This is a genomic window from Leptothermofonsia sp. ETS-13, assembly GCF_049200465.1.
Taxonomy (GTDB): domain Bacteria; phylum Cyanobacteriota; class Cyanobacteriia; order Leptolyngbyales; family Leptolyngbyaceae; genus Leptothermofonsia.
The window spans coordinates 197493-210843 of sequence record NZ_CP120836.1 but is presented as its reverse complement, the minus strand read 5'-3'; the positions used below and the strand labels follow the sequence as shown (position 1 = coordinate 210843).

The window sequence follows — 13351 nt, the reverse complement described above, 5'->3', positions numbered from 1 at the left end:
AGTCAGGAGGCAGAAGTTAGAACTTCAAAGGATTTGGTGTCAAACTAGCAGCAGAATCAAGCATCCGAAGATTTTTTCAGTCTTGACTTCACGCCCCGTTCCGGTTTAATCACTTGACGAGCCCGCCCCAGCGCCAGGCAGTCATCCGGGACATCTTCGGTAATGGTCGAGCCTGCACCGATGATCACATCTTCTCCGATCGTGATAGGGGCAACGAGGGAATTATTGACTCCTGTTTTGGTGCGATCGCCAATAATGGTGCGATGCTTTTTGAAGCCATCATAGTTAGCGGTAATTGTACCTCCACCCACATTGACCTGATTTCCAATCGTTGCATCCCCAATGTAAGACAGATGGGCAACGTTTGTTTTGTCTCCCAAAGTTGAATTTTTAATTTCCACAAAACTGCCAATCCGGCAATGGCTTCCGACTGCTACGGGGCCTCGAAAGTGAGCATAGGGACCAATTTGACTGCCATCGGCGATTGTACTGTTGGTAATCACTGAATACAAAACCGTCACCTGTTTCCCAATCTGGCTATTCTCAATCAGGCTACCCGGCCCAATCCGGCTACCAGAGCGAATCAGGGTTTTACCCCGTAAGTGAGTCTGGGGTTCGATCACCACATCGGGCTCTAACTGGACAGTATCGTCAATCGTAGTACTATCGGGATCAATCAACGTAACACCTGCAGTCATCCACTGATCTTTAATTCGTGTTTGCAAAATGTCGTAGGCTGCCGCTAGTTGCTTGCGATCGTTGATCCCCAAAATTTCCTGATAATCCTCTACATCCATAATCATCACTGGATCGAGGAAATTGACCGCATCTGTCAAATAATACTCTCTCTGCTCATTATCTGACGTTAACTTGGGCAACACCTTTGCCAGGTCAGGCCAGCGAAAACAGTAAACGCCCGCATTGATTCGGCGATTCTGTTTTTGGGCTGGGGAACAATCCCGATCTTCGACAATCTGCTGCAAAATATTTTGACCATTGCAAAATACCCGACCGTACCCCTTTGGATTTGGCATATGGGCAGTCAGAATTGTGGCCGGAACCTGATGTTCCCGATGAGTTTTCAGAAGGAGCTTTAAGGTTTCAGGGCGAAGGAGGGGAACATCTCCATTCAGGATTAGCAAGTCCCCTTGAAAGCCTTGCAGGTGGGGCAGTAGTTGTTGAATGGCATGCCCGGTTCCCAGTTGTTCGGGTTGTTCAACAAATTCCAATTCAGGTAGCGCCGGGTCATCATTGCTTAAGGTTGTCAGTGCCTCCTTCACTAGATTTCCTCGGTAGCCGATAATAACCAGACGTCGGCTTAGGTGGAGTTCTGAAAGGCTGTTGAGTACCCACTCAACGAGCGATCGCCCACCCATTTGATGCAGAACCTTGGGCAGGTCAGATTTCATCCGCGTTCCTTTTCCAGCCGCCAAAATTGCAACCGCTACCATTAGACCTCTTACTACTTAGACTGAATCTGGACTCAATTGATTTCGGCTATGGATCAATACTTTTCTGAGCCAGCGTTTTCTGATGGAGTAAGGATGTTTCAACGCCTTCATCTCCGTTCCTAGTTATACGCCACGACGGGTTCAACTAGTGCCCTGATCGTCCAGTTTAATTAAAAGGCACTCCCGACCCGTCGATGAAAGAGTAGCACAGGGTATTATTTCATCCTCAAAAAAAATTCTTAGAATAGTGGGGGCTGCGCCCCCAGGCAGGGGGTTTCACCCCCTCCGCCCCCGAAATTATCCTTAATTTAATTGAATTGAGCCTCGCTACTTTTAATTGAGCCTCTTAATTGAGCCTCGCTACTTATGGCGGTAGTTATTGTAGTTAGGACAGGGTGCAGGGGTGAAACCCCTGGCTGGGACCACCGCCCCCCCACCCCCTTTAAGCCCTAATAGTCCGTCAGGATAGATTTGAGAGGTAGTTCAAATCTATGAAATCCATTTCTGCGTGTTTTGAGGGTTTTCAACCCCCTCGAAACAGTCTTGACAGACCACTAATGTCCTAACGCGTAATGTTCTATCGCGTTTGCGTAGAGCTATAGGCGTACTGTCCAACCTCAGGATAGCCAGTCGTAAGTAGGCAGAGGGGTTGCGCTTTAGAAATGGAATTTTCGTTTGTAGAGATGTTCCAAGGTGTTGCGATCGCTCATATGGTTTGTGGCAGCTTTTTCGAGACCACAAAGGCATCCCTAGCGTTCATCTCAGTGGCGCGAATAAACTCTTTAAACTTATAAACCAGATCGGGATTACGCCAACCTTTAGCCGTTTCTTCATCGAGAATGGACAACGCTTCTTCAGGCGTAAAGGCTTTTTTATAGGGCCGTTCACTGGTCAAGGCGTCATAAATATCAATAATTTGAAACACCTGAGCCAGGAAAGGAATCTGGTCGCCTACCAAACCATCGGGATAGCCTGTCCCATCCCAGCGTTCGTGGTGATGGCGAATGATTGGAACCACCCCGCGCATCGTGCGGAGGGGCTGACAGATTTTTTCGCCAATTAAAACGTGCTGCTGCATTACCGCCCATTCTTCAGGGGTAAATTTGCCAGGCTTCAGCAAGACTGCGTCTGGAATGCCCACTTTGCCAATGTCATGCAGGTAGCCGCCCCACATCAAATCCCGAATTTCAGTGCGAGATAGACCTAAAAATTCACCAAATGCCCTACCCCATTCAACCAGCCGCTCGCAGTGATCACCAGTATTGGGGTCACGGCTCTCAACGGTGCGGGCGATGGAGAACAGTACCTGCTCCGCGTGATCCAAATCTTCATTCAAGCGCTTCTGCCGAATCAGAGACTTCACCCGCGCCGAAAGTTCAAGCTGGTCAAAAGGTTTTGTCAGGAAATCATCTCCCCCAGCTTCAATGCCTTTTAAGCGAGCACGACGATCATCCAGAGCCGTAACAAAGACAATGGGAGTAAGCCGGGTTTGTTCATCTTGCTTTAAGCGGCGACAAACCTCAAACCCGTCCATTCCAGGCATCATAACATCCAGCAGAATCAGATCAGGATTGCTGGCCACAACGGATTCTAAAGCACCAGGGCCACTGTCTGCTTCCAGAACCTCGTAACCCTCCACTGATAACAGTGCAACAGCGGTCATCCGGCTAGAAGGATGATCATCAACGACAAGGACTCTGGGGCGTTCGGAATCGAGGCGGCTCACTGGAACAGATCTCACGTAAAAAATTGTAGAAGTACCTGATGATGCACAACTGACAGGAGTCGCAATCACCTAGCAGGTTTTGTATGTCCAGTATGAGAAATAGTTTTGAGGGAGAAATCAGGTTTTTTACGGAGATTGCTTCTTTCCCGGCGATGCTAGTTTACAGAATCGGGTAAAATCCACTAGTGGCATGAGCAGTCATAAAAATGTGTTAGGAGCCAGCAGTCAGGAGCTAAAACGGGAAAGAACTCTAGATTCTGGCTCCCAGTTTCTGGTTTCCATTTCAAGTCAGAGAGATCAGTAGATAGCCTTAATTAATTGTTAAACGGAGAATGGATCTGCAGCCCTTACCTAGGAGTGCAGCCCCCTCCACGATTTAATTGTGCCTGACTGCTTAGCGCCCAAATTGTAGTGATTCTTGGAGTGGCTAATAATGGCGGCTAGCGCTGCGCATCGTTACTATAGTTACTCTGTTATAACGATCCTTCTTAAAATTTGAGCGGTGTGCAGAGTTCTACCCCTGCGTGGCGTCGAAGTTCCTACTCCCTGTGTTAAGAGAATATAGCAGTCCTAAATCATTCGTGAAATCAAAAGGTTTTGTGAGAAGGGATTCTTACGGAATCCTTTCTCACAAAAATCCCTTCTCACAAAACAGATTAGGATCGCTATATTTGTGAACACTATAGGTTTACCTTCAGACGATCGCTTACCGAATCAATTGATCCACCCGTTCGCTATTGAAAGTTGGCTGGATCATTACTTCGCCCGATTTTGTCAAGGGTGGTCGTGGAGAAGTTGAGATTGCCTGAACCGAAGTGGGTTGTAAATTGATGCGATCGCGTCCATTAGTGGATGTAGTCTTATCTAAAATTTCGATTCGACAACAGCGACAGAACCAATAGGTTTCACCTGAACGAACATGGCGCAACAAAACATCAGAACACAAAGGGCAGTTCGCCATACTAATCAACCATTTGAAATAACATTTATAAGTGCCTTGGCCAACCAGACGGAGACAAGAAGTTTGAGGCGTTTTTGCAGATCAAGTGGATACTAAAATGCTTAAAGCGCTTTTCCAACAGTGGTTTGCGGATTTCAAACTGCTAATAAACCATGGTTTATCAATTCTTGCTGGAGAGCAGAACTGAGCGTGTATCTCCCAGTACAACTTAAGATAATTTCATAGATGACAAACTCAGAAAATTCTCTGAAAGCTCACCCTGAGCAAACTATTAAAAATATTGAAGGAACGATAGGCACTTTGTTATGAATTCTTGGGTTGTTTCTGTGACATGGCTTTATGAACATTTGGATGACCCTCAGGTGGCGATCGCCGATTGCCGATTCTCCCTCATACAACCAGATCTGGGACGGCAACAGTATCAGACAAGCCACATTCCAGGAGCCTATTACCTGGATTTGAACCAGGACCTTGCCAGTTCCGTTGGTAAGCATGGGGGGCGACACCCCCTGCCTGACCCAGCCACCCTGGTCCCAAAACTGGAAGCAATGGGTATCTCCTCAGACCCACCAGAAGGACCCACCCTGGTGGTGACCTACGACGATTCCCGCCAGGCTTTTGCATCCCGGTTTTGGTGGTTGATGCGATACCTGGGCCATCAACAGGTCGCCGTATTGGATGGAGGCTTTGCGGCCTGGGTTGCCGCGGGTTACCCTCTAACGGATGCGGTTCCGGTGAGCAGGGCTGGCCGGTTTGTTTCCAAACTTCGCCCCGAACTGGTCGTCGATATTGACCAAGTAAAAGCTCGCAAGGATTTGCCCCAGGTGGTTCTGGTTGATTCGCGGGAAGGCGATCGCTACCAGGGTGAGCGAGAACCTATCGATCCCATTGCAGGGCACATTCCTGGTGCAGTGAACTACCCCTGGCAGGAAGCCACCGACGCTCAAGGGTACCTGCGCCCCGTCACCGAACAACGCCAACGCTGGGCAGAAGTCAGCCAAGCTCAAGAGATTCTCGTCTATTGCGGTTCTGGGGTAACGGCCTGTGTAAATTTGCTTTCCCTGGAACTGGCTGGTATTAGAACCGGAAAACTTTATGCTGGAAGCTGGAGCGATTGGTGTTCTTATCTGGTCAGTGGTTAGTGGTTAGAGAACTGTGAGAAATGAGGGGAAAGGCTTGCTTCCTTTTTCCTTTCTTGTTCTTTCTTCTTCTGGCATTGCTGAATCTGGAGATGAAAAAGGTGGCACTGGGCTGCTAATAGAGGATGCTTTGTGAAACACCTGCCAAATGGCGATTCATATGTAAAAAAACGGTAATCATTCGTTAGAAGTCCAGTGCCCAAAAGGTGCTGGATGCTTGAAACTTCGTTTCAATTCATCCCACTTTTCAGCAACGCCCTTCTTTTTTCTTTCTTTCTTCTTTCTTCTTCCTTCTGGCTCCTCTACTCTCTTACTCCTCCCCTCTTCCCTTTGACAGCATATCGATCGCATCCCCCAAAGCTGTAGTTAGACCCTTGCGGGTTTGGGCATGGTTAGCTTGTTCAGTTTTGAGGGCTTCAAGCAAGCGATCGCGTTCTGCTAATACCTGAATTAACCTCTCTTGCAATTCTTCAGGGGTTTTGAGTTTTGCCACCTCTGCCTGGATGGCTGATAGGAAATCAGCATCTGTTTCTCCAACAACCGAACTTCCCTGAATTTGCTGGATATGTCGCTTCAGGTTTTCAATGGTTTGCTTAGCTAAAGCGGCATCCGCCCGACGTTGTTGTGCCTCCGTTTCGTAAAGACGCTGCCAATTCGCTGCACTAGCATACGCCTGTTCGCGCTCTTGATGGGCTTCTGCCAGTTGTTGCCTGAGGGTTTTAATTTCAACTAACCACTGGCTGACGTCATGGGACATTGACGGCACTCCTTCGGAACTGTAGATGAATTCTACACTCGCGTGTTTATGAATTGTTATCGCCTGGAAAGGCAGCGGGTTTCACCTGAATCGTGCGGATCTGACCGTTACGATTAATTTCAACCTGTAAGGTTGACCCAATCGCGCTACTCTCAACCTTTGCCTGAACGTCTGCCGCCGTTTTAACTTGCTTGCCATCAATTTTTTGGATAATGTCTCCTTGTTGAATCCCCGCCCGGGCTGCCGGAGAACCGTCAAAGACTCTAACAATCAGCACTCCCTCATCCTGGTTGACTCGGAAGTTTGAGCCGCTATTTTCGTTAATCTCCTTGCGCAAGGCAGCTGTCAAATCGACCATCTGGATCCCCAGATAGGGATGCTCGACTCGCCCTTTAGCAAAAAGCTGTTCTGCAACTCTTTTTGCCGTTTCAATCGGAATGGCAAACCCAAGCCCCTGAGCATCTGCCCGGATTGCCGTGTTAATGCCAATCACTTCCCCCCGGTCGTTGAGCAAGGGGCCACCTGAATTACCGGGATTAATGGCAGCGTCCGTTTGAATAAAGCTGACCCGCTTATCGGGAACGCCAACTTGAGAACTGGATCGTCCAGTGGCACTGATGATACCAGCGGTGACGGTGTTATCCAGTCCAAGGGGATTGCCAATCGCGATCGCCCACTGTCCAGGCACCAGATTATCCGACCGACCAAGACGAACAGAAGGGAGACCATTGGCATTAATCTTGACCACAGCCACATCCGTCACCGGGTCAGAACCAACCACTTCTCCCTCAAACGTCCGCCCGTCCTTTAAGGTCACTTCTACCGTATTGGTTCCGGCAACAACGTGAGCATTTGTCAGCAGCCGCCCATCTCCTGACAGAATAAATCCTGAACCCGTACCTCGCTCCACCCGTTCTCTAGGGACTGGCAGCTCCCCTCCAAAGAACTTCTTAAACAAAGGATTTTGCAAAGCATCGGGCACCTCGTTCACAATCTTGCGGGCAGCATCAATGCGGACGACCGCAGGTCCAACCTGCTCCACGGCAGCGGCAATAAAGTTAGAATTGCTTGGCTCAAATGCTGCTGTCGCCGTCGTTTGATCACTTGAATTGGAGGAGGGCTTAAGAACCGTAGGGATATTGGAGTAGCCTTCTCCTCGCTGTTCACTCAAAAAATACTGACTTCCCAATACTCCGGCTCCACCGCCAATTGCCAGTAACGCGACATAGGTTGCTAATTGCTTAAAAGATAGGTTCATATAATTTGGAGAATCAAAATGGGGTACTTTTACCCTACTCTAACTTCTGGTGAATGAATGCCCACCTGTACGTGAAATGCTGGATCACTATTCACTTCCCCCAAGACCCAAGCCGGGAATTGAAGAAGTTAAGGTGTAGAGGTATTGTTTGACAACTTCCATGCCCCTGGCTATGAACTTACTTCGTAGATCATTTGTGTTTGGGCTGCTTTTCTGGTTGAGCTCTGTTAGTATCGCCAGAACAGCTCTCTCCCAGGTCAATGGGTCTACCGCTTGCCCACCACCTGTTCTGTCTCGCCTGGTACGCCACAAGGTTAAACCCGGTGAAACAACTGCAAGCATTGCTAAACAACACAACCTGATTCCAGCAACATTAATGGGGTTAAACCCGGTGATGAGGAGCGGTAAGGCTCCTATTGGCACTGAAATTCTGGTTCCTCCCTACAACGGTATTCGGGTAGAGCTTCAATCCAACCAGACCTGGCGTGATGTGGCAAAGAAATACGGAGTTCGCCCCGATGTACTGTTTGAGGTAAATGGTTGCCAACCAACTCCCAAAGTCGTTTTTGTACCGGGGGTGAACTGGTCTCCAGTTAACGTGCCAGGACAAAATGCCTCTGCCCAGGCAGCCCGTATTTTATCTGGCTATCCGCTGTCTTCTAAACCATCCCAATCTGCTATTTTGCTGGGCTATGGTTGGGGAATTCAGCCAACCATTGGCAAGGTGGGGTTTCATGGCGGTGTTGATCTGGCAGCAGCACCGGGCACTTCCGTTCTTGCAGTGGGGGATGGAACCATCGCCTTTTCCGGAAACCAGGGTACCTATGGCAAGCTGATTGTAATTAACCATCCGGAAGGTTTGCAGACTCGCTATGCTCAGCTTGGCAACATCAAGGTCAAGGTGGGACAAACGGTGAGGAAAGGACAGGTCATCGGTACGGTGGGTAGTAGCGGTCGCCCCAGTTCTACTCGGACCCATCTTCATTTTGAAGTCCGGTCTCGCTCTAAGCTGGGCTGGGTGGCGGAGAATCCGGAGAGCTATTTGCTGAGAGACAGGCAACACCCGAATCAGGCGAAGAAGTGAGAGTTTATTGGCTGGCACCAGGTTGCTTAGGATACTGGGTTGAAGGAGGTGGAGGGGGTTTTACCCCCTTCAGAACTTTGTGTTTTGATCTACTAATCTGGAAGAGCGACCCCAGTGGATGGGTCCCGGATGTAAAGACCCAGGGTGAGCGATCGCATCACACTATCCCAAACGGGTATCAGCTTAGGTGCATCTTCTACCCAGTAGTCAAATGTAATCAAACACTGAATTCCAGACCCCAATCCAATACAAATGCGGGAATAGGCTTCCCGGTGCTCATTGGAATCTATAAATTTGAACTCTGTCCAGACAATACGGGCAGTCTGGCGCTTAACAGTGACAATCTCTCCCTTCTCCAAAATGTTCCGTTCGTCCCTTTCCACCACATCCTTTAACAATTTAGCCAGGGGAAATAAACTCCAGTCGGTTGGAGGCAATCGGTTGTAGGAAACTTCTAGACGGCAGTTGTCGTCCGGCGGTTTGCGATCGCAAAATCAAAACGATTTGGTATCTGGCTCAAAGTACCAGTCACCGGGAACCTCAAAGCGTACCGCTCCCCGGTCAGCCACAAAGACCTTACAACCAGGGCTGGCCTGCCAACGGTGATCAGGCTTCAGATCCAGGACTTCCCGTATCCACTAGGTTTCCCTTTGTCGCGCTTTGCCATAGCAACCTGCAATTCCCTTGCCAATGGTATCAATCTCTTAATGATACGAAATCCTTTGTAGAACGATATTCCTATAGGTCAGGACGAGGGGCAGGGGTGGAATCCCTGGCTGGGGCGCAGCCCTCACTCCTCCTCTAATTCCAATGCCCTAACGCACCCGCGTAGAGCCATAAAACTTTATTATTTGTGGGGTTAGAAGCCAGAAGCCAGGAGTGGAAAGGGGCTACAAGCTGGGGACTAAAGCTCTGTCAAGAACTATTTTGTGAGGTGAAAGGCTACAAAACAACGAACTCAACCCCAGGCGACAAAATTAGAGAATTGATAGGCCACCAGGGTAGACGAAAGATCTGAAAATTGTCTATTTTCGAAATGCCAGAGCAAAGCGATCAATACCAGCCAGATCTGGGTAGATCTGAATCGGATGGTAGCTGCCCTGCTGGTGTAAGAGATCGGTAACAGCGATCGCCTGTCCGGCCATCATTTCAAATAGCAGAATTCCACCAGGTTGGAGATAGACTGGAGCCGTCGCAACAAGATGGCGAATGCAATCCAAACCGTCAACACCACCATCCAGGGCCAGGTGGGGCTCGTGCTGAGCAACTTCCGGCTGTAACTCAGATATCAGATCACTGGGGATGTAAGGCGGATTGGAAACAATGCCACTCAGTTGACCCTTCAGATGTTCCAGCGGTTGTAACCACGACCCCTGATAGAAGTGAATCCGGTTTTGCAGGTGATAGGTTTCGGCATTATGTTGGGCGATCGCCAGAGCCTCCTGGCTACAATCCACCGCATGGATCGTGGCTTGAGGGAAGGCACCTGCCAGGCCAAGGGCAATCGCACCACTGCCAGTACCCAGATCAGCCCAGTGGGGGATGGAGAGTGGGAGAGGAGGGGTGAATTGGGCTTCAGGTGTGGTGACGGCTGCGATCGCCAGGTCAATTAAAACCTCTGTCTCTGGTCTTGGGATTAATACAGCCGGAGAAACTTTGAGTCTGAATTGCCGCCAGGGAGCTACGCCAGCAAGATACTGTACAGGGACTCGTTCCTGGATTCGTTTCTGCCAGAGTTTTTGCAGCTCTACGAAGGGAATTTCAAGTCGCACTTGGGGCTGGGTTTTGAAGGTTTCCAGCCTTAGAGCCAGCCGATCAAGCCCAGCCAGTTCTTGCACAAGCCAATCCACTTCGGTACTGGGAATAGACGCGGTATTGGCTTCCTGCCGTGCCGCTTGCCACCATTCCCACAGTACTTGCCCAGAAACAACAAACCCTCGCCTCAGTAATGGAGACGAGAGCTTGTTAGAAAAACTGTCGAAATTAGTCATGGAGGGCTAAAAGAAGGAAGTGATGGAGTGATAGGGTGACAGAGTACTCCTCTACTCCCTCTTTCTACCATTCCCTTCACAACTAGCCTGAAAACTTCTGCTGCGATAAACCAGAATTCCCTGATTATTTCTTAGGTGCAGGAGCAGGTTTCGCAGCAGGGGCGGGTTTCTGGCCGGGGGCGCTGAGCGATCGCACATACTCAATCGACTCTTGCGAGGGAACCAGCACAATCTGAGTCAGTTGAGGATCATTCTTTTCCTGAAGCACCTGGATCAGCCCTTCTAGATTTAGAACCTGGATCTCAACCGTAGAAGCCAGATTGGGCTGTTGCTGTTTAAATTTGTCTAGCAATGCCTGAAGCTCTTCCTTCTTGAAGAACATAGGAATCACCGTTTTATTACCATCCTGAATGGTCAAATATCCCTTTTCCTTGCCACCACGGGCGACAAAGAGCGGTGTTCCATTAAATTGCTGCACCTGCTGACCGCTTTGCTTTAGAAGCGAGGTGGCAGAGGCAACTTGCTGCTGAGACGGTACGAAGGCAAAACCTAACCCATCAGGCTTGCCTTTGTTATCCAGATTCAGTTGATAAACCTCAGCTAGCGATACGGGAACTACACTCACGCCTTTAGCCAGCTCAGGATTCTTGGTCTTGAGGCTATCGAGGAATGCCTGGGCATCCTTTTGACTGATGAATACACCTGCTACAGGCTGCCCCTTTTGCCCCTGTGGCGGAGAAGCAACGAGAGGGGCACCTTGAGAGTTGGCAATTGTAAAGACTGGGACAGGGCGCAACTTTTGTAGGATCTGGTCCTTGGGTAGTGCAAGAACTCGCGTAGCTCCTGCCAAAACTGAACCCAGCAGGGCACTTCCAACCAAACCAACCGTTGCACTCCAGCGAACAAATGATTTCATGACTGCTCCTGGCATTGACACTCTAAAGGAAATACAGGGAACCGGACTCGTTACTTCGGGCGCATCGCCCAACTAAGGGGTACAACCCAGTGAAAGCTGACAAACTAAACCCGACTGTGCAGATTTGCCTACCCATTCTGAGGCATTCTCCCAATTTTGTAAATTCACTGCAACATTGTAAATTTGCTGCAATATTTAGACCAGCCTGGGTATTCATTCTTACACAGCAAGAAGGAACTCTCCAAGTTTAACTATGCCATTCTCCAAGTTGGTCTCGCTTTCAGGCGATCGCTGGGAACATGGAAGACAGCCAGATAAAGACAGCATCTTTCCGGTTTTCCCGGCTTGCCAATAAAAGAGTGGCGCAAGCTACCCCTTCATCCCAAACAAAACCCCTGAAATACTGATTTTGCCTGGGTGATAAGCTTTGCCTGTAACCAAACTCTCAGGAGAGCCACCTTTCCTGGATGAAATAATGTTTTAACCCATGGGCGAAGCTTTAGATGTTAAAAATTTGAACGAACTTTACAGATATTGGGTAGCCATCCTGAATCCTTTCTATAGGGGTCCTATTTGGATTATGAGAAGGAGTTCCGCAGGAATCCTCTCTCACAAAGCCTCTCAATCTCACGACTGATTTAGGACTGCTATACATAGCATATGGGCGCAGTCCATATAGGATGGGCTACGCTATCGCTAACCCTTGCACGCGTTGGGTTAGGACTGCTATAGCAAATGGGACGATGCTGGAAGGAGAGAGTTCCCTTCCTAAAAAAAATGACTACACCACAATGCCAGAAAACTTGTCAGCACGGAATCTTCTGTCTGCTGCTTTTGTTGACCTCTGCCTGCCAGACAACAGGAACACCCGGCAAGCTAAGGATTGGAACCTTACTGCCCATTACGGGAGATCTGGCAGCCTATGGTTCTTCAATGCAGAATAGTGCCCAGTTACTGGTGGATACGGTCAATGCCTGTGGGGGAGTCCTTGGTCAACCCGTTGAAGTTCTTTCCCAGGATAACCAGACAGAGCCTGCGGCGGCGGCGGCGGCCATGACCCAGTTAGCCGAAGTGAATCGGGTTTCGGGGGTTGTTGGAGGCGTGTCTAGTGCAACCGCCAGCGCTGAGGTTGGCATTGCCGTTCGCAATCAAGTGGTTCTGATTTCACCTTCCAGCACCAGCCCGATATTTACAGAACGAGCTCGCAATGGTGACTTTAAAGGGTTTTGGTTTCGAACTGCGCCACCGGATACCTATCAGGGAGAAGCCCTGGCCAAGTTGGCAAAAGCGCAGGGGATCGAATCAGTTTCGATTCTGGCCATCAACAACGACTACGGCAATGGGCTGATTTCCTCCTTTGTTCCAGCCTTTGAAGCCCTAGGGGGCAAGGTTCTAAATAAATCCAGCCCGGCTCGCTACCCTCCAGACAGCACCACCTTTGATTCAGTGGTTGCGGCGGCGTATAGCAGCAGGCCCGATGCGGTGTTACTGATTGCCTACCCAGAAACTGGTAGCCTTGTGCTGAAAACCGCCTATCAGCAAGGGCTTTTAGGCAAGACAACCAGGCTTCTGGTGACTGATGGGATGAAGAAAACCGAAATCGCTGACCTGGTGGGTAAAAACGCAAAGGGAGAATATATCGCAACCGGGATTGTGGGGACGGCTCCCAGCACGGGAGGCCCTGCCTTCAAAGATTTTAGAGAACAGTTCAGGGCGCAATATAAGCGAGAACCGGAAGTGTTTGATCCTAATACCTGGGATGCAACAGCTCTTTTGCTTATGGCGACGGAAGCGGCGAAATCAATCGATAGTTCTGTGATTAAGGACAGGATTCGGGAGGTTGCCAATCCTCCAGGGGAAGCCGTGACCGATGTTTGTCAGGCACTATCTCTGATCCGGGAGGGCAGGGAGGTGAATTATCAGGGAGCCAGCGGCAATGTAGACCTGAACGCCCTGGGCGATGTAACGGGTAGCTATGATATCTGGACAGTTGAGCCCGATGGCAGCGTGAAGGTGATTGGGGCGATCGCGGTCAGCGGCGAGGGGAACAAATGATCAGGCAACGGGC

At 49.6% G+C, this 13351-nt stretch carries 11 protein-coding genes; 3 read left to right on the top strand and 8 right to left on the bottom strand.

Features of this window, described 5'->3' with window-relative positions:
- Positions 1-56 precede the first annotated feature (56 nt).
- The 3 genes from glmU to P4D80_RS00985 form a co-directional block, all read right to left on the bottom strand.
- Complete coding sequence (gene glmU / locus P4D80_RS00995; protein WP_421656997.1) at positions 57-1451, bottom strand: bifunctional UDP-N-acetylglucosamine diphosphorylase/glucosamine-1-phosphate N-acetyltransferase GlmU; 1395 nt, start codon at positions 1449-1451, stop codon at positions 57-59.
- A gap of 706 nt (positions 1452-2157) precedes the next feature.
- On the bottom strand, positions 2158-3177 hold the full coding sequence (locus P4D80_RS00990; RefSeq protein ID WP_421656996.1) for an HD domain-containing phosphohydrolase: 1020 nt from the start codon (positions 3175-3177) through the stop codon (positions 2158-2160).
- Between the two features lie 706 nt (positions 3178-3883).
- Positions 3884-4138 (bottom strand): hypothetical protein, encoded by a 255-nt coding sequence (locus P4D80_RS00985; protein WP_421656995.1) that lies wholly within the window; start codon positions 4136-4138, stop codon positions 3884-3886.
- Positions 4139-4443: 305 nt separating this feature from the next.
- Here P4D80_RS00985 and P4D80_RS00980 point away from each other — a divergent pair, with 305 nt between their 5' ends.
- Entirely contained in the window at positions 4444-5280 is an 837-nt protein-coding gene (locus tag P4D80_RS00980; RefSeq protein ID WP_421656994.1) for a sulfurtransferase, read from the top strand.
- A gap of 307 nt (positions 5281-5587) precedes the next feature.
- Here P4D80_RS00980 and P4D80_RS00975 read toward each other — a convergent pair whose 3' ends face one another.
- Positions 5588-6034 carry a hypothetical protein gene (locus P4D80_RS00975; protein WP_421656993.1) on the bottom strand — a complete coding sequence of 149 codons (447 nt, stop codon included), beginning with the start codon at positions 6032-6034 and terminating at the stop codon, positions 5588-5590.
- A 46-nt stretch (positions 6035-6080) separates the two neighbouring features.
- Entirely contained in the window at positions 6081-7292 is a 1212-nt protein-coding gene (locus tag P4D80_RS00970) for an HhoA/HhoB/HtrA family serine endopeptidase (protein WP_421656992.1), read from the bottom strand.
- 172 nt (positions 7293-7464) lie between these two features.
- Between P4D80_RS00970 and P4D80_RS00965 the strand changes: the two genes are divergently transcribed.
- Complete coding sequence (locus tag P4D80_RS00965; protein ID WP_421656991.1) at positions 7465-8376, top strand: peptidoglycan DD-metalloendopeptidase family protein; 912 nt, start codon at positions 7465-7467, stop codon at positions 8374-8376.
- Between the two features lie 92 nt (positions 8377-8468).
- On the opposite strand, the gene P4D80_RS00960 is transcribed toward P4D80_RS00965, so the two are convergent.
- The 3 genes from P4D80_RS00960 to P4D80_RS00950 form a co-directional block, all read right to left on the bottom strand.
- Positions 8469-8813: a hypothetical protein gene (locus tag P4D80_RS00960; RefSeq protein ID WP_421656990.1), complete on the bottom strand. Its 345-nt coding sequence runs from the start codon at positions 8811-8813 to the stop codon at positions 8469-8471.
- A 588-nt stretch (positions 8814-9401) separates the two neighbouring features.
- Positions 9402-10367: a peptide chain release factor N(5)-glutamine methyltransferase gene (gene prmC, locus P4D80_RS00955; RefSeq protein ID WP_421656989.1), complete on the bottom strand. Its 966-nt coding sequence runs from the start codon at positions 10365-10367 to the stop codon at positions 9402-9404.
- 124 nt (positions 10368-10491) lie between these two features.
- Positions 10492-11283: a Tic22 family protein gene (locus P4D80_RS00950; protein ID WP_421656988.1), complete on the bottom strand. Its 792-nt coding sequence runs from the start codon at positions 11281-11283 to the stop codon at positions 10492-10494.
- A gap of 777 nt (positions 11284-12060) precedes the next feature.
- Here P4D80_RS00950 and P4D80_RS00945 point away from each other — a divergent pair.
- Positions 12061-13338, top strand: a complete 1278-nt coding sequence (locus P4D80_RS00945; RefSeq protein ID WP_421656987.1) for an ABC transporter substrate-binding protein — start codon at positions 12061-12063, stop codon at positions 13336-13338.
- Positions 13339-13351 lie beyond the last annotated feature (13 nt).

Coding starts and splice junctions, on each gene's coding strand:
- glmU (WP_421656997.1), bottom strand. CDS start 1,451: ATGGTAGCGGTTGCAATTTTGGCGGCTGGAAAAGGAACGCGGATGAAA.
- P4D80_RS00985 (WP_421656995.1), bottom strand. CDS start 4,138: ATGGCGAACTGCCCTTTGTGTTCTGATGTTTTGTTGCGCCATGTTCGT.
- P4D80_RS00980 (WP_421656994.1), top strand. CDS start 4,444: ATGAATTCTTGGGTTGTTTCTGTGACATGGCTTTATGAACATTTGGAT.
- P4D80_RS00975 (WP_421656993.1), bottom strand. CDS start 6,034: ATGTCCCATGACGTCAGCCAGTGGTTAGTTGAAATTAAAACCCTCAGG.
- P4D80_RS00970 (WP_421656992.1), bottom strand. CDS start 7,292: ATGAACCTATCTTTTAAGCAATTAGCAACCTATGTCGCGTTACTGGCA.
- P4D80_RS00965 (WP_421656991.1), top strand. CDS start 7,465: ATGAACTTACTTCGTAGATCATTTGTGTTTGGGCTGCTTTTCTGGTTG.
- prmC (WP_421656989.1), bottom strand. CDS start 10,367: ATGACTAATTTCGACAGTTTTTCTAACAAGCTCTCGTCTCCATTACTG.
- P4D80_RS00950 (WP_421656988.1), bottom strand. CDS start 11,283: ATGAAATCATTTGTTCGCTGGAGTGCAACGGTTGGTTTGGTTGGAAGT.
- P4D80_RS00945 (WP_421656987.1), top strand. CDS start 12,061: ATGACTACACCACAATGCCAGAAAACTTGTCAGCACGGAATCTTCTGT.